Source organism: Blautia sp. XA-2221, assembly GCF_028767025.1.
GTDB lineage: Bacteria > Bacillota > Clostridia > Lachnospirales > Lachnospiraceae > Blautia_A.
The window spans coordinates 65077-87051 of sequence record NZ_JAJQXX010000014.1; the positions used below are offsets into that span (position 1 = coordinate 65077).

The 21975-nt window shown below is 43.7% G+C and carries 15 protein-coding genes; 1 reads left to right on the top strand and 14 read right to left on the bottom strand.

The annotated features are described in order from the left end of the window. Window positions 1-47: 47 nt before the first annotated feature. The 4 genes from LU279_RS11470 to LU279_RS11485 are packed head-to-tail and all read right to left on the bottom strand — an operon-like array spanning window position 48 to window position 5485. Entirely contained in the window at window positions 48-1298 is a 1251-nt protein-coding gene (locus tag LU279_RS11470) for an ABC transporter permease (protein WP_274422641.1), read from the bottom strand. A 14-nt stretch (window positions 1299-1312) separates the two neighbouring features. Further along, entirely contained in the window at window positions 1313-3280 is a 1968-nt protein-coding gene (locus LU279_RS11475; protein ID WP_274422642.1) for a biotin/lipoyl-binding protein, read from the bottom strand. Next, on the bottom strand, window positions 3277-3957 hold the full coding sequence (locus LU279_RS11480) for an ABC transporter ATP-binding protein (protein WP_274422643.1): 681 nt from the start codon (window positions 3955-3957) through the stop codon (window positions 3277-3279). The genes LU279_RS11475 and LU279_RS11480 overlap by 4 nt, the downstream gene beginning before the upstream one ends. A 13-nt stretch (window positions 3958-3970) precedes the next feature. After that, complete coding sequence (locus tag LU279_RS11485; protein ID WP_274422644.1) at window positions 3971-5485, bottom strand: efflux RND transporter periplasmic adaptor subunit; 1515 nt, start codon at window positions 5483-5485, stop codon at window positions 3971-3973. Window positions 5486-5700: 215 nt separating this feature from the next. On the opposite strand from LU279_RS11485, the gene LU279_RS11490 reads away from it, so the two are divergent. Then, complete coding sequence (locus LU279_RS11490; protein WP_274422645.1) at window positions 5701-6885, top strand: hypothetical protein; 1185 nt, start codon at window positions 5701-5703, stop codon at window positions 6883-6885. Window positions 6886-6964: 79 nt separating this feature from the next. Here LU279_RS11490 and aspS read toward each other — a convergent pair whose 3' ends face one another. From aspS to scfB, 10 genes are all read right to left on the bottom strand, one after another. Next, window positions 6965-8761: an aspartate--tRNA ligase gene (gene aspS, locus LU279_RS11495; protein WP_274422646.1), complete on the bottom strand. Its 1797-nt coding sequence runs from the start codon at window positions 8759-8761 to the stop codon at window positions 6965-6967. A gap of 14 nt (window positions 8762-8775) precedes the next feature. After that, entirely contained in the window at window positions 8776-10032 is a 1257-nt protein-coding gene (gene hisS, locus LU279_RS11500) for a histidine--tRNA ligase (protein WP_274422647.1), read from the bottom strand. Between the two features lie 12 nt (window positions 10033-10044). Beyond that, window positions 10045-10617 (bottom strand): HD-GYP domain-containing protein, encoded by a 573-nt coding sequence (locus LU279_RS11505; RefSeq protein ID WP_442870159.1) that lies wholly within the window; start codon window positions 10615-10617, stop codon window positions 10045-10047. A 9-nt stretch (window positions 10618-10626) separates the two neighbouring features. Next, the gene (gene hemZ / locus LU279_RS11510; protein WP_274422655.1) at window positions 10627-12171 is read right to left on the bottom strand and encodes a coproporphyrinogen dehydrogenase HemZ; all 1545 of its coding nucleotides are present in this window, start codon (window positions 12169-12171) and stop codon (window positions 10627-10629) included. Further along, complete coding sequence (locus tag LU279_RS11515; protein ID WP_274422649.1) at window positions 12143-12772, bottom strand: MBL fold metallo-hydrolase; 630 nt, start codon at window positions 12770-12772, stop codon at window positions 12143-12145. Before LU279_RS11515 ends, hemZ begins: the two co-directional genes overlap by 29 nt. A gap of 40 nt (window positions 12773-12812) precedes the next feature. Next, window positions 12813-15140, bottom strand: coding sequence for a RelA/SpoT family protein (locus LU279_RS11520; RefSeq protein WP_274422650.1), 2328 nt, complete (start codon window positions 15138-15140; stop codon window positions 12813-12815). Between the two features lie 61 nt (window positions 15141-15201). Further along, window positions 15202-15726 carry an adenine phosphoribosyltransferase gene (locus tag LU279_RS11525; RefSeq protein WP_274422651.1) on the bottom strand — a complete coding sequence of 175 codons (525 nt, stop codon included), beginning with the start codon at window positions 15724-15726 and terminating at the stop codon, window positions 15202-15204. Window positions 15727-15875: 149 nt separating this feature from the next. Then, window positions 15876-17588: a single-stranded-DNA-specific exonuclease RecJ gene (gene recJ, locus LU279_RS11530; protein ID WP_274422652.1), complete on the bottom strand. Its 1713-nt coding sequence runs from the start codon at window positions 17586-17588 to the stop codon at window positions 15876-15878. Window positions 17589-17646: 58 nt separating this feature from the next. Then, window positions 17647-20043 (bottom strand): protein translocase subunit SecD, encoded by a 2397-nt coding sequence (secD, locus tag LU279_RS11535; protein WP_274422653.1) that lies wholly within the window; start codon window positions 20041-20043, stop codon window positions 17647-17649. 208 nt (window positions 20044-20251) lie between these two features. After that, window positions 20252-21616: a thioether cross-link-forming SCIFF peptide maturase gene (gene scfB / locus LU279_RS11540; protein ID WP_274422654.1), complete on the bottom strand. Its 1365-nt coding sequence runs from the start codon at window positions 21614-21616 to the stop codon at window positions 20252-20254. Window positions 21617-21975 lie beyond the last annotated feature (359 nt).

Below are 21975 nucleotides of genomic sequence, written 5' to 3' on the forward strand. Positions count from 1 at the left end.
TGAATCCATATTTCCGGAAAAGAGAAAAGCAGTTTTCTTTTTATGATTTATTCACTTCTCAATGCATCAATAGGATTCAGGTTTGCAGCCTTTACAGAAGGCAGAAGTCCGAAGATCACTCCGATCAATGTAGAAAACAGCACCGAACCTATAATGGCCGGAATACTGATTGCTGTAGGCGCTCCGGAAATTTCCGACACCACCCTGGACAAAATAATTCCAAGAATTACTCCGATCACGCCTCCAATACTGGTAAGCATGGAAGCCTCTGTAAGAAACTGATAAAGAATCACTTTTTTTCTTGCCCCAATGGCTTTTTTCAGACCAATCTCACTGGTTCTCTCAGTAACCGAAACCAGCATAATATTCATAACACCGATTCCACCTACCAGAAGGGAAATACTTGCGATCCACAGAAGCTGCTGATTTGTACTCTCACTGAGCTGCTGCATATCCTTAACTTTTTCCATTACATCATCTGCTTTGTATTTAAACTTGGAATCTTCCTGGATTCCCTGATTTAAAATCTTTGCCGCATCGTTTCCCGCTGAACTCATATTATCTGTAGAATCTGCTTTGATCACAACATTTTCCGGCTCGTCAAACTGAAATGCAATGGGCCAGCATTTGCTGGGAATCATTACAGTTCCCACAACCGTCTGATAATAGGAATAATATTCTTCAAGACTTGAAATGTTAGGCTGATAACTGTCTCCCTGCTGAACAATTCCTACAACTGTAAAAGGATCGTCTCCGATCTCAATGGTTTTTCCCAAAGGATCCTCTCCGGAAAAAAGATTCTCTGCCGCATTGCTGTCAATCAGAGCCACCTTATTCAGATTGTCATAGTCCTTCTGAATAAAGCCTCTTCCTGATCTGACCATATATCCGCAGGTATCCAGATAATTTTCATCAATTCCGTATACCGTACCTCCCTGCAGCGCAGTATTCTGGTAATATATGCTGCTGTAAGTGCTTGTATGAAAAAATGTAGCATTCTCCACATGCTCCATATCCATAACTTCTTCTTTCTGCTCTTTGGTCAAAAGAGGCGGTTTGCCGCTGTCAGTCATTCCAAACATAGGATCATAGCCGCTGTCACCGGAATAAAGACTGATAGTAACCGTATTATTTCCTGAACCAATCAGATCTTCTTTAATCTGTTCACTTGTTCCCTTTATCGTAGATACAATAGCAATAATAGAAGCAATTCCGATAATGATACCCAGCATAGTCAGAAAGGAACGCATTTTATGGGACCAGATTCCCTGAATGGATATCCTTATATTTTCAAGCATAAAATTCCACCTTTCTACTGATACAGCTCTTCAAGAGTAACGTCCTTTGTCTTAACACCCTCTTTTGCTGTTTTTCCATAAGGGAATGCAATCTTATCTTCTCTGGTGATTCCGCCTTTTACAATTACAGACATTCCGCCGTTTGCATTTCCCCCAACAGTCAGAGGCTGTTTTTTCAGTACTCCGTTTTCTTCCTTATACACATAATAAGCTCCGTTTTCGGTTCTTACAAATGCTTTGTCCAGAACAATCACTCCTGAATTTTCTGTGCCGCCCTGAATATTTATACTCAGCCAGTCATCCTCTGTTACCTGAACAGATTTATCTGTGATCGTGGCGCTGTAAGTATAATAAGAAACATTTGGATTTCCATTACCTGTTCCGTAAACCTCATCCGATACCGGATACTCAGATACATCTACAACCTCCGCATCAAAAGCTCCGTTTGAGCCGGAACAGTTCAGGATCGTTCCCTCCTGTATCTTATCCAGAAGCAGCTCGCTGACTGTACCTTTTACATAATAGCCTTCTTTGCTTTTTACAGTCATAAACGCATTTCCGTCTGATACTCCGGTAACCGGATCGCCTACTTTTGCAATGGTTCCGTCCAGCTTACTGTAAATAACTTCTTTGTTTACCTTTTTTTCCAGCTTACCAATGTTAATGTCGCTCTGTCTGATATCCAACTTCAGACCTTCTACCTTTGTCTGCTGAATCTTAATAGCTTCTTCTCTGGAAATAGTCACCCCCGGATCGCCGCCACCCATATCGTCTCCGCCTCCGGGTATCTCAAAATCATCTTCATAGTGAGAGGCTCCCTCAAGGGTATATTCCACAGAAGCAGTTTCTTCTACCATTTTTTCCAGAAGGCTTCCATCTATCAGATAATATCCGGTACAGGATTCTTTTCTGTCGGCAAAATTCGTGATTGTGTCATTGTGATGAAATTCCAGCTGATACCAGTATCCATTGATTCCCGGCTCTTTTGTTCCATCAGCCTTAAAGCCTGCCATTTTGTTTAAAAATCCTCCTGTGGCAATGACTTTTCCTTTGGCTGAGCTGCAAAGAAACACAAACGGATCCTCCTCTGTACCAGTTCCTGTAAAAGGAACTGTATCTGCTTCCAGCTTCTGATAAAACTCCGGTTCTCCGTCTGTAATGTCATTTTCGTGACTGTCCGGTTCCGGATCAATGATTTCAATATCATTGTCTGAAGGACTATCTGTAAATTCCTCATCCGGAGTTTCTGAAGGAAGAGGTTCCGGAGAAGGCGTCACAGAGGGCTCCGGTGTGATCTCGCCCTGACTGCCGTCTCCAAAATCAACAAAGCTGTCATCACCGGACGTTCCCTGATCGCCGGAATTCTGAGATGCGTCGCTGTTCCCCTGATCTGTTCCGGTATCCGGATTGCCGGAAGAAAAATCTTCCTCTGTTACAATCCCCATATCTGCTGCCGCAAGAATCGGTCTGGTTATTGCAGCCAGATAGCTTCCGTGTATGCTTCCCGCTGCGGAAATCATTTCACTGCCGTCTGCACTGCCAGCTGACGGCAGATCAGGAAGCTTACTGTCCTCTTCCTCTATGGGGCCACCATTTTTCAGGCTGTTCAGCCTGTTCACTGCCTTTTCCAGATCCTGTTCCTGCTTTTGTTTTTTCAGCTTTGCAATGTTCAGCTCCATCTGGACAAGCGTCATATCAAAAGACATCAGCTTGTCGCCTTTTTTTACGGTATCCCCCTTCTGGACATACAGATCCTTAATGATCATGTCTTTATCCACTGTTACATTCTGTGTTACATTTGTAACAATATTTCCATCCAGAGTGGTATCGTCCATATAATAATCAGAAGCCAGGCTGTCCACACTGACTACACCTACGGTCTCTTTGTTATTATTTTTTAAATAAACTGCTCCACCCGCAGCACCTCCTGCCACCAGAGCCACCACAACAACACCTATGATGATCTTTTTGGCATTTTTCATGATTTCACCTCTTTTTCCTGAAGCACACCGTCACGGATCGTCACCACACGTTTTGCATGTGCGGCAATGTCCGGATCATGTGTGATCATCAGAACTGTTACACCTTCGTCATTCAGCTTCTGAAAAAGCTCCATTACCTGAGCGCCTGATTTACTGTCCAGCGCACCCGTAGGCTCATCTGCAAGAAGAAGCTTCGGACTGTTTACAATCGCTCTTGCAATGGCTACTCTCTGCATCTGACCTCCGGAAAGCTGATTCGGCCGAAAATCCACTCTGTCTGAAAGTCCTACTCTTCCCAGCGCTTTCAGAGCTCTTTCCCGGCGTTCCTTTTTTGGCACCTTTGCATAGTTCAAAGGCATTTCCACATTTGCAAGAGCAGACTGCCTTGGAAGCAGATGAAAACTCTGAAAAACAAAGCCAATTTTATTCAGACGAATATCTGACATGGCGTTTTCCGAACAGGAACGGACATCCTGTCCATCCAGAAAAAAGCTTCCCTTAGTAGCCTGATCCAGACATCCGATAATGTTCATCAAGGTTGTTTTCCCGGATCCAGAAGGTCCCATGATCGCCACATATTCGCCTTCCTCCATAGAAAAATTCACATCTTTCAGAACAGGAACTGTCATCTTTCCCTGAATGTAATCTTTATAAATCCCTTTTAGTTCAAGAATCATTCCATTCCTCCTGTTATTCATTGCCTGCCGGAACAAGAACCTCATTTTCAGGAAGCGCTGCATCCGGAGTCATTTCCATCATGGAATCCTCCATACTGCTTCCCATATCTGAAGAAGAAACACTGCCCTCTTCTGAAGGCTCCTCTTCAGATATCTCATCCGGCGCTGCATCCGGTATCTCTGCTGTGCCGTCATCTGACGGAATTTCCTCCACAGGTGCTTCCGGCGGCTGCATTCCCTTATCTCCGTTTCCGGCATTCTCCATTTCCAGAGTGGTAAAATCTGTAGCAGCCGCGCTGTTGGTTGTTGTTTTCATTCCTTCCTCATAAAGCTCAGAAGGATAGGCAATACAGTCTTTTTTGGTAAGTCCCTCTACAATTTCATATTCACCCAGATTTTCATCATACTGACCTAAAATCACACTTTTCTTTACAAGACGCTTATCCTTGTCTGCCGCCCATACATAAGGACTGTTTGTATCTGCATCTACAATATAAAACTCGCTGAGCCACAGACCTTCCTTTTTCTCTTCCTGTCCTTCATCCGGTTCAATATACACATGCTGCCCCAGCATCAGTCCCTCAGAGGACTGCAGTTCCACATAAAAGGGATATGTAGTGGAGGATGTCTGGGCATCACCGCTTGCATCTATCATTCCCCATGAATTATTGCTGTTCTGAGAATTGGCACTCTCTCTGTCAACACTGCCCATAGTGCCCTTCCATACCTGCTTTTCATCTACACGGGAACGGATGATCACAGGCTGTCCTTCAATGATACTTCCCACATTCATCTCATTAACAGTTCCCTTGATTCTGTATGCTCCTGTACTGAGAATGGTAATAAAACCTTTTTGGCTACTGTCTCCTGCCATACTTGTATCAGAATAGCTGAGATCCTGGTCCATGCCATCTGTGCCATCGTCACCTGTTGTAAGCTTAGTGGTATCAATCTTCTGGATCACGCCGTCAATAGGGCTTCGTACTTCTGTATTCCCCATTGTATTCTGAAGCTTGGCGATCTCCGCCTGCTTGCTTTTCTGACTGTATTCATTTTTCTTGAGATTCATTTTATTTGTTTCAATCTCAATAGTATAAGAAAGCTGGTCTTTTTTTTCTGCCTGCTTTTTCTCTTTTTCAAGAGTAGCAATCTGTTCATTCAGACTGGCCGCCTCATTTTTCAGACGGTCAAGATCCAGCTGCGTTTCCTCCAGATCCTCCTGGATACTGGTAAGGTCATATTCAAAAAGAAGCTGTCCCTGCTTGACTTCTTCACCGGTTTTGACTTTCACTGTTTTTACTTTCCGTCCGTTTTCCAGTTCCACCTCTTCTGTTTTCTGCGGCTCCACAACACCTGCATACCTGTTTGCAATTCCCGCAACATCTCCGGTAATCTGGCTGATCTCTGTAACATAAGCTGTTTCTCCGCTTTCCTGCTCCTGTCCAAAAACGCCCATTTTCCAGCAGACTCCGCCTGCAGCGCCGCTAATTATAAGAATTCCCAAAAGGATCAAAATACGTTTCTTCATATTTTTATTTTTACCTCCCTGTAAACAAAGGAACTATCTGACTGTACTATCATATCAGATTACGCTTTAAAAGAAAAGTCCTGACAAAAATCACCTGTGGTTTCACAATTTTTTCACTCTTTTTTTAGAAAAATTACATCTAATTTCCGTTTTTTTGACTTTTATCCCGTTATCTGGTAAAATGGAGGGGAATATTTTGGAAAGGAACGAATCATATGAAGATCGCAAAAGGTCTGATTCCGCTTCTCGTGCTTATCTTTGCCGTATCAATGATCATCGGCTGTTCCCACTCAGATAAGTCAGATGTGGAAGGAGTCATTACAAGTGAACTGGATCTCCTGAAAAATCTGGATTCTGATACGGCTCAGAAGTATATTTCCTATCAGGAGCTGTTTCCGGATGCCACAGAAAAAACCGAACTTTCCAAGGAAGTTGAAGATGTTTTTTCTCTTTTTTTCGAGGATTTTGACTACAAAATCCAACATATCAAAGTTGCCAAAGACAAGAAAGAAGCCTCTGCACGCCTGAAACTCACCACGATCGACGCCCAGGCACTGGCAAAAGATTATACTGTTTCTCATCTGGAGAATGCAATATTGCTTGCTGCAGATTCCCCTTCTCATAATACAGAAGAAAATTCCGTTTCTCTGGAGGACCGTTATCGCATCCTCAGTGAACTGTTGAAAAACAATCAGTATAAAACTGTAGAAACCAACTGTTCCCTGACTCTGATCAATCGGAATACGGAAAAAGAAGAGGAATGGGAAATCAGGCGTACTCACGAACTGGAAAACAGTCTTGTCGGCGGTCTTATCAGCTATCTCTCTGACAGTGATCTCCTGACACCGGAGGAAACACTGGCCGTCTATTTAAACACCCTGAAAACTATGGATCTGGATCAGATGAGCAACTATCTTGGTCTGGAAAGTCTTCTGAATACTTCAGATAATGCAAAAGCTTCCATCGCCTGCGCTCTGGTGGAACAAATGCATAAAAACTTTGATTTTAAAATAACCTCTTCTCAGATAAAAAGTTATCAGGCTTCCGTAGAAGCTGAAATCACTACCTTTGACAGCAATGCCATCCTTAGCGCCTACCAGAAGGAACTGGAAGAATATCTTGCTTCCCCACAGGCAGTGATCGACGGTTCTCAGAAACGGTATAACCATTCTCTGGAACTTCTTCTGAAAAACATAGAAAACAACACAAAAACTCTGACTCATCCGGCAAGCTTTTCTCTTACCAATGACGGCGCTTCCTGGAAACTGCAGGATGACGGACAGGTGATCGGAACCGGGATCTTTGGCAATCTCAGCAGTACCCCTGTGGAAGAAGAAATTTCTCCGGAAGAAATCTCGGAAGAAGATACGGATTCCTCCGACGAAACTATTTCTGAATAAAATTGATCCACTGTGACGAAAAAGGCTTTTCCCAAAACGGAAAAGCCCTTTTCTTATTTTACAGTCATCAGACCGTATCTTATTCTTCTGTTTTCTCCGGAGCGGTTTCAAGTCCCAGTTCCTGTAACTGAGCCTCGCTGACAACACTTGGAGACTGTGTCATAAGACAGGAAGCGTCTTTTACTTTTGGGAAAGCGATCACTTCACGGATGCTGTCAACCTTTGCCATCAGCATAACCAGGCGATCCAGTCCGTAAGCCAGTCCTGCGTGAGGCGGAACACCGTATTTAAACGCATTCAGAAGGAAACCGAACTGTTCGTAAGCAGATTCCTCAGTGAATCCAAGCTTTTCGAACATTTTTTCCTGGATATCGTTCTGGTGGATTCTCACACTTCCTCCACCAATCTCATTTCCATTCAGTACAATGTCATATGCTTTTGCACGAACCTTACCCGGATCTGTGTCAAGAAGAGGAAGGTCCTCCTCCATAGGCATGGTAAATGGATGATGCATGGCTGTAAAGCGGTTCTCTTCCTCACTCCACTCAAGAAGTGGGAATTCTGTTACCCATACAAAGCGATACTCGTTCTTATCCAGAAGCTCCATCTGTTTGGCAAGCTCTACACGGAGAGCTCCAAGTACGTCATAGACTACTTTGTTCTTATCCGCTGCAAAAAGAAGCAGATCTCCCGGTTTTCCTTCCATTGCCTGAACAAGAGCATCCATCTCTTCTTCTTTCATGAATTTGGCAAAAGAAGACTTTCTTGTACCGTCTTCTGCAATAGCAATATAGGCAAGCCCTTTCGCGCCATATCCCTTTGCAAATTCCACAAGCTTGTCGATTTTTTTTCTGGGCATGGATCCCTGTCCCTCTGCGTTGATTCCGCGGACCGTTCCACCAGCCTCAAGAGCGCCCTTAAACACAACAAACTCACAGTCCTTTACTGTTTCACTGACATCATGAAGTTCCATACCGAAACGCAGATCCGGCTTGTCGGAGCCAAAACGATCCATTGCTTCCTGCCAGGTGATACGCTGGATTGGAAGCTGAACGTCCACATCCAGAACTTCTTTGAACAGGTATGCAAGATATCTTTCATTTACATCAATAACATCATCTACATCTACAAAGGACAGCTCCATGTCGATCTGGGTAAACTCCGGCTGACGGTCCGCACGAAGATCCTCGTCACGGAAGCAGCGTGCGATCTGGATATAACGGTCGTATCCGGAACACATAAGAAGCTGTTTGTAAAGCTGCGGAGACTGTGGAAGTCCGTAAAAGCTACCCGGGTGAACTCTGGACGGAACCAGATAATCTCTGGCGCCTTCCGGTGTACTCTTTCCAAGGATTGGAGTTTCCACCTCCAGGAAACCTTCTTCTGCAAAGAATTTTCTGGTGAGAGTGGCAACCTGACTTTTCATCATAAGATTTCTCTGGATATCCGGTCTTCTGAGATCCAGGTAACGATATTTTAAACGGATCTCATCTTTTGTTTTGCTGTTTTCCTCTATTGGGAAAGGCGGAACCTCTGACTCGGAAAGTACACGCAGTTCATTGGCACGAAGCTCCAGTTCTCCTGTAGCAAGGTTTTCATTTACTGCTCCGCCTCGTTTTTCCACAATACCGGTAACTGCGATCACAAACTCACTTCTCAGTTTTCCGGCTTTCTCAAAGCCTTCCTCATCAATACTTCCGTTTTCAAAAATAACCTGCATGATTCCGGAACGGTCTCTCAGATCAACAAATACAAGTCCGCCTTTATTTCTGGCTTTCTGCACCCATCCCATCAGAGTTACTCTGGTGCCTGTCATCTCTTTTGTTACTTCCGCACAGCGGCAGGTCCTGTGCAGTCCCTTCATACTTTCAGCCATGATCTTACTCCTTTTTATAATTTATCCCTGAAAAATTCAACGAATTCAGTGTATCCTTCTGTCATCATCTGTTCTTTCTGGAATTTTTTATTTTTTTTCATAATAGAAATAGTTACCTGAGTTCCATTTCTTCTCTCTTCTTCAGCCTGCTTCAAAATTGTCAGAAGCTTGTCTGCAGGCATATTCTTTTCAATGAGATATGCCTTCTTTTCACTGGTTCCCGGAACTTCGTAGCCTCTTTCCAGAAGCAGCATAACAATTCGCTCAAATCCAATAGAAAATCCGCAGGCGCTTGTATTCTGTCCTGTAAATTTACCGATCATCTCGTCATAACGTCCGCCGCCGCCTACAGAACCGCCGAACTCATCCATGGCGATCTCAAAGATCGGGCCTGTATAATAAGACATTCCACGCACCAGAGTAGGATCAAAGGAAATCTTAAAGTCCGCACTCTTTACTGCGTCCACAGAAGCAATGATAGTTTCCAGATCCTCTGCAACCTTGGGATCAAGAACATCTTTCAGCTTTTCCTTAATATAGCGTACACCCTGGATATCAGAGGTAATCTCACGGAACATACCAAGATAAGTATCAATGCTTTCTCTTGCAAAGCCTTCTTTTTCCAGCTCTGCCGAAACACCCTCAAGACCAATCTTGTCCATCTTGTCAAGAATGATAAATACTGTATCAAAGCTTTCTGCCGGGAATCCGCTGTACTGAGCCATTGCCTTCAGAATTTTACGGTCGTTGATCCTGATGGTAAAATTATGAAAATCCAGTTTGCCCAGAAGTGTTGTGGTTGCCAGCACAAGCTCGATCTCAGCCAGATAAGTAGGCTCTCCCAAAATATCAATATCACACTGCATAAACTGGCGGAAACGGCCTCTCTGAGGACGGTCAGCTCTCCATACATTTCCCATCTGCAAAGCCTTAAAAGGAGCCGGAAGCTCATTGGCATGGTTGGAATAATATCTGGAAAGAGGCACTGTCAGGTCATAACGAAGACCGGAATCCACAAGATCCGCCTCCTCCTTTGCGCTTTCCAGCTTCAGCTTTTCTCCTCTTTTCAGGATCTTAAAAATCAGTTTTTCATTTTCGCCCCCCTGCTTGCTGCTGAGGTTTTCAATATGCTCCACACATGGAGTTTCAATAGAAGAAAATCCGAACTTTCCATAAGTTTCCCGGATCATATTCATTACATAGTTTCGGATTTCCATTTCCTTCGGTAAAATATCTTTCATACCGGTTACTGGTTTTTTCTTTAATGCCATGCCTGCCTCCTGTTATTTATTATGTATAATTCTCTGAAATGCAAGAAAAACTTCCATATCAAAATTTTTGATCTCATCGATCATAAGCTCCATCACAGTTGCAACATCAAACGCAGTCCTGTATGGTCTGTCAGATGTTAGCGCTGCAAATACATCGCATACCCGCAAGATCCTGGCTCCAATGGGAATCTGATCTCCAATGAGGTTATCAGGATATCCGGTTCCGTCATAATTCTCATGATGATAAAGAATACTTTCCAGAACAAACTCTGAATACCCCTGACCTTTTAATTCCTCATAGCCCAAAGCAGAATGCATACGGACATATTTCAATTCCTCGATCAGAAGAGGATCCTTTTCACGTCCGTTGATATATTCTGTCAGCTTCAGCTTGCCGATATCGTGAAGCATTCCCGCAACAGCAAGCTCGTAGCAGATCTCCTGCGCCAGTCCCATCTCAGAAGCCACCTCATACGCAAGGTTGCTGACAACAATCCCGTGATTCAGCTCTGCCGAAAGGTCAAAATCCAGTATTCTGTCTGTTGTCTTTTCCACGTCTGCCTGCGCCGCACTCAATCTGCACACCTCCTGTCTTTAAAGCCATCTGTCAACAGCCACCCGTTTTCTTTCAATCATTTCATCTATACGGGTAATATAATTCCATACATCCTTCACATTCTCCACACGCTCGATCCTCGTTCCATGATCAAATACCAGTTTTGAAGATCCGCCTGCTCCCAATGCGATAATGGGCTGTTTTTCTTCCATAATTAGTATATTGTAAATCCCGGCTTTGTCAACCTCTGCATAACCTACATTTTCAAAATTGCCCTTCATATTTTTCTGTCTGTACAGATAATAAGGACCCATTCCCATTTCGTAGGCTGTCTTCATGGTCATTTCCATGATCTCCTGATTGTTTTCAAAAGTCATTTCCTGATATTTATCTTTAAAAATATTCAGCCTTGCCGCTCTTTTTACTGCAAGAGAATGAACCGTGATACTATCCGGAGCCATCTTTTTAATTTCGTCCAGCGTGTACTGTACTTTTTCCAGATCTTCTCCCGGAAGTCCAACGATCAGATCCATGTTGATATTATCAAATCCACACTCTCTTGCAAGATAAAATGCCTGCCTTGTCTCCTCTGCAGTATGGCGTCTTCCGATAATCTCCAGAGTTTCCTGGTTCATCGTCTGAGGATTCACGGAAATCCTGCTCACCGGATATTTACGGATCACCTGAAGCTTTTCTCTGGTAATGCTGTCCGGCCTTCCTGCTTCAATGGTAAATTCAGCCAGGTTTCTGCAGTCAAAATGTTCCATCAGGGTATCCAGAAGTCTCTGGAGCTGATCCGGTTCCAAAGTGGTAGGTGTTCCGCCGCCAATATAAACGGTGTCCAGCTTACGTCCTTTTTTCTTCATAATAGAAGAAACTTCCTGAATCTCCTTGCAGAGCGCATCCAGATAAAGATCCACTCTGTCCTTCCACTGCTTCAGAGGATAGGAACTGAACGAACAGTAAAGGCAGATACTTGGACAAAACGGAATACCCACATAAAGACTGTATCCGTTTTCATAATCAATATCTTTCAAAATTTCTCTTTCCCTGTTGGCAATGGTAATGGCAAGGGCTGTTTTTTCCGGGCTTACCAGATAACGTTCCCGCATTTCCTGCGCGATCTCTGAATTTTTCATTCCTGCTTCGATCATTGCCATGGCAAGCTTTGCAGGACGGATTCCTGTAAGATTTCCCCAAGGAAGCGTCTTTCCTGTAAGTTTTGTCAAAAGCTGATACAAAGAGTATTTCAGTACATCCTTCTGCTCCTTGCGCTGTTGTCTGAACGCATCCTTTTGTTCTGTACAGGAAAGAGGGGCATCATCCGAAGAGTGCCCCTTTATGATTTCTGCTTCTGTCACACCGGTATGGCTTTCATTTTTATATCGGATCAAAAAACTCTGCTCCTGCTTTTCCACCCGAAACAGAAGATCCGCTGTATTTTCCCCGTCTTCCTCTTCATAGGAAACTACAATCTCAGCTTCCGGGTAAAATGCCCGGATCAGCTCATAAATATCATGTTCAAATTCTCTGTTGTCAAACAGAATACTGATCTTATACAAATGGATTGTACCTCTTTTCATAACCGATAGTGGTGGAAATATCATGTCCCGGATAAACCTCTGTTTCCTCAGGAAGAGAATCTGTAAGCCGGTGAAGACTTTCCACAATCTGGCCTGTGCTTCCTCCCGGCAGATCTGTTCTTCCCACGGAACCATAAAACAGCGTATCTCCACTGAACAGGATTCCCTCATCTTTCAGATAGTAACAACAGCTTCCCGGTGTATGACCGGGGGTATGAATCATCTGAACAGAAAATCCTGCGGCGTCAAAAACCTGAAGATCTTCGAGAAGTATATCTGCCTTTAAGGAACAGGAACGATTTCCATATCCGGACAGATTTGCTGACGGATCCAACAGAGTCCCTGATTCTTTTTCACAGGCATAAACCGGTATCTGATACTCTTTTTTTACATCCTCCACTGCAAGGATATGATCATAGTGACCATGGGTCAAAAGAACTGCTGCCGGCTTTGCCTGCATTTCCTTAACCTTGGAAAATATCTCCTGAGCCTGATCCGCAGGATCCACGATCAGAACCTCTCCTGTATTTTTATTTTTCAGCAGATAGCAGTTCGTTGATACAGAACCAAGAACGCATATCTGAAGTTCTGAGTTTTTCATATCTGTCCCTTCTTTCTCTGTCCCTGTATTTTTTGACCGATCAGCCTGTGGTACGTTCCACATCGATCACACTTTCCACCTGACGTATTTTTTCTACAAGAGACGCCAGCTCTTCTTTACTGCCGACCTCAAAGCTTACTGCAATAGTTGCTTTATCCTGTTTGCTTGTACGGCAGTTCATATTTTTTACATCAATTTTGCGTTCTGTAAATATTTTTGAAAGGTCTACCAGAAGCCCTGTGCGGTTATTGGCAAAGACTTTAAGTTCTGCCATATATTTTTCCGATGCTCTGGTATCTGCCTGCCACTCAGCCTCGATCAGCCTTGTTCTGTCTGTTTCCGACATATTTAGGATATTTACACAGTCTGTACGGTGAATGGTAATCCCACGTCCTCTTGTGACAAATCCAACAATCTCATCACCTGGAATCGGACTGCAGCATTTTGAAAAACGGACTGCAACATCATGGATGCCACGGACAACAATGCCGCCTTTGGATTTTACCAGATGAAGCTTTTCGTGAGCCTCAGAGGCTGCGTCCAGCACATCCTGATCTGTGATCTTTTTCTCATGTTCCTTTTCATAGGCCTCCATCAGCTTATTGAAGACCTGTCCTTCTTTCAGACCTCCATGACCGATAGCAGCCAGAACGGAATCCCAGTCACGGAATCCATACTTGCGCATAACCGCCTCAAGATACTGGCTCTTGCTGTAATTACCGATCTTATAGCCTTTTGTTCTGGCATACTGAGCCAGCATTTCCTTGCCTTTTAAAATATTATCTTCCTTCAGTTCTTTTTTGAACCACTGGTTGATCTTATTTTTTGCCTGAGTGCTTTTTACTATTTTCAGCCAGTCACGGCTTGGTCCCTGAGAATTCTGTGATGTGATGATCTCAATCCTGTCGCCGTTCTGAATCTCATATTCTATGGGTACCAGCTTGCCGTTTACCCGGGCGCCTACCATACGGTTTCCTACTGCGCTGTGCACGCAGTACGCAAAATCAATAGGCGTGGAGCCTGCCGGAAGGTTTTTTACATCACCCTGTGGAGTGAAGCAGTAAACACTGTCTGCAAAAAGGTCCAGATCGTTTTTCAGAAGGCTCATAAATTCCCGGTTGTCTGACATATCTCTCTGCCATTCCAGAATCTGTCTCAGCCAGTTCAGCTTTTCCTCTTCACTTTTTCCTACCGGCACTTTTCCGTCAGATGACTCTTTGTATTTCCAGTGTGCCGCAATACCATATTCCGCAGTTTTATGCATTTCATAGGTACGGATCTGGATTTCAAAAGGCTGTCCGCTTGGTCCGATAAGAGTCGTGTGGAGAGACTGATACATATTGGGCTTCGGCATGGCGATGTAATCCTTAAAGCGCCCCGGAATCGGTTTGTACATTTCATGAATCACGCCCAGAGCCGCATAACAGTCTTTTACACTGTCCACCAGGATCCTGACTGCAAAAAGGTCATAAATCTGGTCAATGGTCTTGCCCTGATTGACCATTTTTTTATAAATACTGAAAAAATGCTTGATGCGTCCGTCTACCTGAGCCTGGATCCCCGCATCATCCATATGCTGTTTTACCTGCTTTACGATTCCGTTGACAAAATCCTGTCTTTCACTTTTTTTCAGAGAAACCTTGTCTACCAGATCATAGTACACATCCGGCTTCAGATATTTGAGAGAAAGGTCATCCAGCTCTACCTTGATCTTGGATATACCAAGACGCATGGCAATGGGAGCATAGATATCCATAGTCTCCCTGGCCTTTTCCTGCTGCTTTTCCGGACGCATATACTGCAGAGTACGCATATTATGCAGACGGTCCGCAAGCTTGATCAGGATTACTCTGATGTCCTTTGCCATGGCAAGGAACATTTTTCTCAGATTCTCCGCCTGCAGCTCCACCTTGTCTTTTGAATAATTCAGCTGTCCCAGTTTGGTAACACCGTCCACCAAAAGAGCAACCTCGGAACCAAATTCCTTTTCCACCTCTTCGTAGGTCATCCAGGTATCTTCTACCGCATCATGAAGAAGTCCTGCAACGATTGTTTCTTTATCCAGTTCCAGATCTGCAAGAATGATCCCCACGCAAAGCGGATGAATGATATAGGGCTCCCCGGACTTCCTTTTCTGATCCTTGTGAGCCTCTCTTGCCACCTCATAGGCTTTCTGTATCATGGAAATATCCGTAGACGGATGGTATTTTCTCACACTGGTGATCAATTCCTGATACAGAACTTCCGGACTTGTAAAATCACTCATGGACTTTACTGCTGCATCCGCCTTTTTCACGGACTCGATTTTTGCCTGATCTACAGCGCCCGGCTTTTTTTCCGTTTGTATATTTTTATTTCTTTCTGTCATTCTCTCCCACCTGTCTGATATTCTGCTGCTGTTTTAGGCAGCGATCACACACCGTCTGTGGTTATTTACCTTCATACCGGATCACAGAAGCCACATCATAACCAGCCAGTTTCTCACGGCCTTTCAGTCCGGCCAGCTCCATAAGAAATACAATTTTGACAACTTCGCCTCCAAGCTCTTCAATAAGATTCACTGCCGCCTCAACTGTACCTCCGGTAGCGATCAGATCGTCAATGACTGCAACCTTCTGTCCCGGTTTGATAGAATCTCTGTGCATCTCTATAGTTGCGCTTCCATATTCCAGATCATAGCTTCTGGATACTGTTTCACACGGAAGCTTACCTTTTTTGCGTACCGGTACAAATGGTTTATGAAGATTATATGCAATCGGAACCCCAAACATAAAGCCTCTTGATTCTGTTCCAACGATCACATCCACGTCTGTGTCCTTCAGACATTCCTGCATGGAATCAATTGCCAGTTCCAGTCCGTCCGCATCCTGCAGAATACTTGTTACATCACGAAAAATAATGCCCGGTTCCGGAAAATCCGGAATACTTCTCACATAATCCTCAATTCTCTTCATTTACCTGCACCTCCGCCTGTTTTCTATAATATAAGTCTAAATCAGTATATCACTTTTTTTTTATGGAATCAATCCAAAACCCGACAAGTATCGCCAAATACCGCTATTATCGCCATTGACTTCCATTCATATGCTGTTTCCTGCCTCTGTTAAAAATAATTGCGTATGACTGCCTGAAGATTTTCTCTTCCCTGATATACATTGATCTCAGGATAATAGGTCACCGAAATCGACTCTTTCTGCCGCACATACTGTTCAAATTCTTTCGCCGCTCCAAAATATACTGCATCTACAGAATTTCCCTGTCCGTCCACCAGACACATTTTTGCCACATTCTGATTCTTTCCAAAAATTCTCAGGTTTAAAACACGAAGTCCCTTCTGGGCAAATAATGGTTTTGTATTTCCTTTTCCAAAAGGTTCCAGAACAGAAAGCTGTTCTGTTAAAGTTCTGGACAGATAAGAAATCGGCATTGGAACGTCAATAACCACCTTTGGCACAAGCTCTTCTTCTGTAAGTGTACACACCTCATTCAGCCTTTTTCGGAATGCATCTATATTTTCTTCTGAAAGAGAAAGACCTGCAGCCATAGGATGTCCGCCAAACTGTTCCAGAAGATCGCTGCATTTAACAAGTTCGTCATACATGGAATAGGCTTCAATGGACCGTCCGCTGCCTTTTGCCCCTTTTTCTGCTTTTGTCAGAACAAAGGAAGGCTTATAATATTTTTCCCTCAGCCTTCCTGCAATGATCCCTGCCAGGCTTTCATGACATTCGGGAAGATAAACTACCAGAACACGGTCTGAAGAAAGTCCCTGACTTTCGATAATATGCTCTGCCTCTTCTCTGCCTTTTTCGGTCATTGCTTTTCTGCTCTGATTCAAAGCAACCAGATCTCCCGCCTCTTTTGCAGCTCTGTCCGCATTCTCTGTACACAAAAGGCTCAAAGCGCGAGCCGCAGTATCCAGCCTTCCGCTGGCATTGATACAAGGTCCCAGCACAAATCCCACATGATAGGCTGTGATCCGTTCACCGCTCAGCCCGTTCGCCTCAATGAGAGCGCGAAATCCCTGATTCTTTGTAACGGGAAGCCGTTTCAGTCCTTCCTTTACAATAATACGATTTTCTCCCTGCAGATCCATCACATCTCCTACAGTTGCAACTGCTGCCGGCTCAGAAAAATCCAGAATTTCTTTTCGATCAATTCCATATGTCTCATAAAGAGCCCAGATCAGTTTCCAGGCAACCACGGCGCCACAGATATTTTTGTTGGGATATGGACAGTCCGGCTGTTTGGGATTGATCACTGCATCTGCCTCGGGAATAATCCATTCTCTTCCTTTTTCGGTATCACGGTAAGGAATTTCATGATGATCTGTCACAACAACTGTCATTCCCTGTTCTTTTGCCTGTTCAATTTCAGCAGAAGCGGCAATTCCGTTGTCACAGGTAACAATCGTATCAATCCTGTCCTCTGCCGCCTTTTCAATCAGCTGACTGTGCATTCCGTATCCGTCTTTTATTCTGTCCGGAATATAAGTATCTACCTTTGCGCCAAGACGCCGGAATCCGGTAAGAAGAATATAAGTAGATGTCACTCCGTCAATATCATAATCCCCTATAATCCTGATCCTGGCCTTCTGGTCGATTTTGCTTTTCAGTATTTCCACCGCTTTTTTCATATCTTTTAAAAGCCATGGAGAGGGAAGCTCTTCCAGAGTTCCATACAGATAAGATCGGATATTTTCCATACCTTCTACATCTCTGTTTCTGATCAGACGCGCGATCACCGGATCAATGCCAAAGGTCTGTCCAATCTTTTCAAAATCTGCTTTTTTTGCGGTTACTACCCATTTTTCCATTTTTTTCTCCTGTAAAAACACATCCCGGGACAGCTTACTGCCCCGGGACAATCCTGTTTTATTCTGTTTTATTTTCTTCTGCTTTCTTTTCCGCTTCCTGAGCCGCAAGACGTTCTGCTACTCTTTTACGGTTTTTCTTTTTGGGCTGTTTCTGACCATTTGCTGAATTCTGTACAGATGTCTGAGCTGCGCTTTTATTTTCCACAGCCGGATTCTTTGAAGCAATAGCCTGAACTTTATTTTTTCCAAAACCACGTTTCATCACAAGCCACAGAGAACCTGTGATACAAACAGAAGAATAAGCTCCGCAGATAATACCTGCCATCAGAGGCAGTGCAAATTCTCGAATAGAGGATACTCCCATAATATAAAGCACTGCTACCATGACAAATGTTGTCAGAGAGGTATAGATACTTCTGGTAAGTGTCTGAGTAATACTTTCATTAACAATGTCGGCAAGATCTGCACGGCTTCCCATTTTCTTGAGGTTTTCACGGATACGGTCAAAAATAACAATTGTTGCATTGATACTGTAACCCACAATTGTCAGCATACATGCAATAAAAGTATTTCCAACAGAGATGCGCGCAAGGGCATAAAATGCAAATACAACAAGAACGTCATGCACAAGAGCCAGTACCGCGCTGCTTGCAAAACGGATATCCTTAAAGCGGATCCAGATATATGCCAGCATACACAGGGTTGCAACAATAACTGCCACAAAGGCATCCTGTCGCATTTCAGAACTTACTGTAGATGAAATACTTTCTGTGGAGATCAGTGTCTGGTCTACATCAAAATTATCAACCATTGCCTGATTGAGTTTTTCTCTCTCCGGCTGAGACAGCGCGCGTGTCTTAATGATCACCTGATTGGTTCCCACAACCTTGGTAGGCTGTACATTTTTATCTCCGGTTACCTTTTCTACAACAGGCGTTACCTCTGAGTCGATCTGTTTAATATCCATGTCCTCATTAAAGGTAACGGTCGTTGCAGTTCCGCCGGAAAATTCCAGACTGTAGTTCAGAATACTTCCATCTGTTTTCTGATGGATCATCATGGACACAGGTCCCACAAGAATCAGGATCAGAGAAATAATAAAGAAAATATTTTTCTTTCCAACAAAATTAATACATTTTCTCTTCTTTGCTCTTCCGTAGAATTTTTCATCCTGAATACCTACCGCATACAGAGCATTTACAATCAGTCTGGATACAACCAGGGCTGTAAACATAGATACTACAATACCCAACGCCAGTGTGTAGGCAAAGCCCTTTACTGTTCCGGAGCCCAGACACATCAGTACCAGAGCTGCAAGCAGGGTTGTAACATTACCGTCAATAATCGCAGAAAATGCTTTGCTGAATCCGGATCTGATCGCTGTTCTTACAGAAGAACCTGTTGCAATTTCCTCCCGGATACGTGCATAGATAATAACATTGGCATCCACCGCCATACCAATACCCAGAATAATACCGGCAATACCGGGCAGTGTCAGCGTGATATCAAAAGCATTCAGAGTGATAAGCTCAATTGCAGTATAAAGGATCAGAGCGATTGCTGCCACCAGTCCGGGGATTCTGTACGCAAAGATCATAAACAGGATCACGATCACAAGACCGATTGCTCCTGCAACCACACTTGTTGTAATCGCCTCTTCACCCAACTGTGCTGCAACTACACTGGAACGCAGTTCTTCAAGCTCCAGGCTGAGGGAACCGATACGGATATAGGATGCAAGATCCTGGGCTTCCTCTACCCCTTCCATTCCATTGATCTCTGCCTGTCCGCCTGTAATCGCTTCCTGTACGGTAGGTGCGCTTAAAACAGCGTTGTCATAAACAATCGCAATCTGTTTTCCTACATTTGCCTCTGTTGCCTCAGCAAATTTCTTTTTTCCTTCTTTTGTCAGTGTCAGACTTACCGAATATTCTCTTGCGCCTTTTTCATTCTGGTAAGTACCGCCTTCTGCATTTGCAACATCTGTACCTTCCAGTACCACAGATCCGGATTCTCTGATCTCATCAAGACTTCTTGTAAGTTCATAATTTTTTTCACCGAAAACAAAGTTCTGATTTCCGTCCTTGTCTGTCTGCTCGATAAAGCACAGAGAACCTGGCTTTCCAAGATCGTTAAGAATCTTGTCCGCATCGGTTACGCCGGGAATCTCTACCGTAATACGGTTATCGCCTTCCTGATATGCCTGCGCCTCAGTGCTGTACTGTTCCACACGTTTCTGCATTTTATAAACAGTATCTGACATATCTTCCTTGCTTGGGTTTTTGTCCTTTGCCTCGTAAGTAATACTTACACCTCCTGACAGATCAAGACCGGTATTAATATTTTTTGCCGCTCCGGTTCCTGTCGGACCCAGACCGACAGCTGCGGTATAACACAGAAAAACCGTAATGATCGCAGTCAGGACCAGTACAATGACTCCTCTTTTTTTCTTCATTGTTCTTCCCTTCTTACTACAATAATTTATGGGTAATATCCCTTACAGGCAGTAAGGAATTATCCATCTCGTTACCTGAGCTGTAAATGACAGAGAAACAGGTTTATCATCTTCCTTCAACTTCACATTCATATAAAAGACTGATAACCGGTTTCTCCTTCAAGCCCTTCCGTCATCCAGTGACTGTCGGGCGGATTTTCATAAATATTTATTCTGCAAGCGCAGCTTTGATCATGATCGCGCACTCCACACGCTTCCTCTGAAGCTCGCATCCGATCTCATAGCTGCCTTTTACATCTTTCTGGAAGTGATATGCGTTAGCCGCACAGCCTCCGCTGCAGTAAAATCTGGCAAAGCAGTCTTTACAGTCATCCTTTGTATAAACATTACATCCCTTAAATTCTTCACGGATCTGTGGTCTGGTAATTCCCTCATCTACATTTCCCATCAGGAATTCTTCCTCTCCCACAAACTGATGACAGGGATAAAAATCTCCCCATGGGGTTACTGCCAGATATTCCGTTCCTGAACCGCAGCCGGAAAGACGTTTATATACGCAGGGACCTCCTGTAAGATCGATCATAAAGTGGAAGAAATTAAATCCTTTTCCTTCTTTTTCTCTTTTGATCATTTCTTTTGCAAGAGCGTCGTATTCCTCCAGTATCTGAGGAATGTCTTCTTTGCGGATAGCATATTCCTCCTCGTCCGGAGCCACTACCGGCTCAACAGAAATCTGTTTGAACCCAAGGTCTGCAAGATGAAGAACATCCTTTGAAAAATCAAGATTATGATGCGTAAAAGTTCCTCGAACATAATAGTTGTCCTGATTTCTGGATTCCGCAAATTTCTGGAATTTCGGCATGATCAGATCATAGCTTCCGGCGCCTTTGCGGAATGGTCTCATATAGTCGTGTACCTCTTTACGACCATCCACACTGAGAACAACATTGGACATCTCACGATTACAGAATTCCATTACCTCGTCGTCCAGAAGAACACCGTTGGTGGTAAGAGTAAAGCGGAACTTTTTATTATGAAGCTTTTCCTGCTCTCTTCCGTATCTGACCAGATCTTTTACCACCTGCCAGTTCATCAGCGGCTCGCCGCCAAAAAAATCCACCTCCAGATTTCTTCTGGATCCGGAATTGGCGATCAGAAAATCCAAAGCCTTTTTTCCAACCTCAAAGGACATCAGCGCTCTTCTTCCATGATATTCTCCCTCCTCCGCAAAGCAGTAACGGCAGGCAAGATTGCAGTCATGAGCAATATGCAGACAAAGCGCTTTTACAACCGGACGGCTGTTTTTTGAAAACTCGTCAATTGCACTTTCATAAATATCTCTGGTAAAAAGCATCCCCTCTTCTTTCAGCTTTTCACATTCTGAAACAGAAGTTCTGATCTCTTCCGGGCTGAACTTATCTTTCAGCCTTTCCACTGTCTCGTCTGTTGAAAGACCTTCCTCCATGCATGGCAGAACCTCATAGGTTACAAGATCTACCAAGTGAATACATCCGCTGTTAATGTCAAGAACAATATTATATCCATTGCTCTGATATCTGTGAATCAGACTCATTTTTTTGAAATCCTTTCCTGTAAATTATACCTGAAAAGTTCAGGACAGATTTCATCTGCCCTGAACCCGTTTTAGAAGCCAGGTAAACTTTTTTCTATTCCCCTGGTTTCTCATATACTCAGGGGGCTGTTCGGCCTTCCAGACCTGCATTTTTATTTCAGCCAGATCTAGTGACTCTCTATATTTTTATCTGTTTGACTATAAATGCGTAAATACAGAATTCTGCACAAGAGAATCTGCTATTTTATTTACTCTTTTACAGTTCATAAGATAATTTCCTGCTAAATCACGACCACCGGCTTAGCCGGTGGTTTGCTTTGACCCTATAAGGGTCTGTTACCGGCACTGGAGTCTAAAGA

Bases quoted from the DNA above. Each gene is read 5' to 3' on its own strand.
- LU279_RS11470 (WP_274422641.1), bottom strand. From the start codon at position 1,298: ATGCTTGAAAATATAAGGATATCCATTCAGGGAATCTGGTCCCATAAA.
- LU279_RS11475 (WP_274422642.1), bottom strand. From the start codon at position 3,280: ATGAAAAATGCCAAAAAGATCATCATAGGTGTTGTTGTGGTGGCTCTG.
- LU279_RS11480 (WP_274422643.1), bottom strand. From the start codon at position 3,957: ATGATTCTTGAACTAAAAGGGATTTATAAAGATTACATTCAGGGAAAG.
- LU279_RS11485 (WP_274422644.1), bottom strand. From the start codon at position 5,485: ATGAAGAAACGTATTTTGATCCTTTTGGGAATTCTTATAATTAGCGGC.
- LU279_RS11490 (WP_274422645.1), top strand. From the start codon at position 5,701: ATGAAGATCGCAAAAGGTCTGATTCCGCTTCTCGTGCTTATCTTTGCC.
- aspS (WP_274422646.1), bottom strand. From the start codon at position 8,761: ATGGCTGAAAGTATGAAGGGACTGCACAGGACCTGCCGCTGTGCGGAA.
- hisS (WP_274422647.1), bottom strand. From the start codon at position 10,032: ATGGCATTAAAGAAAAAACCAGTAACCGGTATGAAAGATATTTTACCG.
- hemZ (WP_274422655.1), bottom strand. From the start codon at position 12,171: ATGAAAAGAGGTACAATCCATTTGTATAAGATCAGTATTCTGTTTGAC.
- LU279_RS11515 (WP_274422649.1), bottom strand. From the start codon at position 12,772: ATGAAAAACTCAGAACTTCAGATATGCGTTCTTGGTTCTGTATCAACG.
- LU279_RS11520 (WP_274422650.1), bottom strand. From the start codon at position 15,140: ATGACAGAAAGAAATAAAAATATACAAACGGAAAAAAAGCCGGGCGCT.
- LU279_RS11525 (WP_274422651.1), bottom strand. From the start codon at position 15,726: ATGAAGAGAATTGAGGATTATGTGAGAAGTATTCCGGATTTTCCGGAA.
- recJ (WP_274422652.1), bottom strand. From the start codon at position 17,588: ATGGAAAAATGGGTAGTAACCGCAAAAAAAGCAGATTTTGAAAAGATT.
- secD (WP_274422653.1), bottom strand. From the start codon at position 20,043: ATGAAGAAAAAAAGAGGAGTCATTGTACTGGTCCTGACTGCGATCATT.
- scfB (WP_274422654.1), bottom strand. From the start codon at position 21,616: ATGAGTCTGATTCACAGATATCAGAGCAATGGATATAATATTGTTCTT.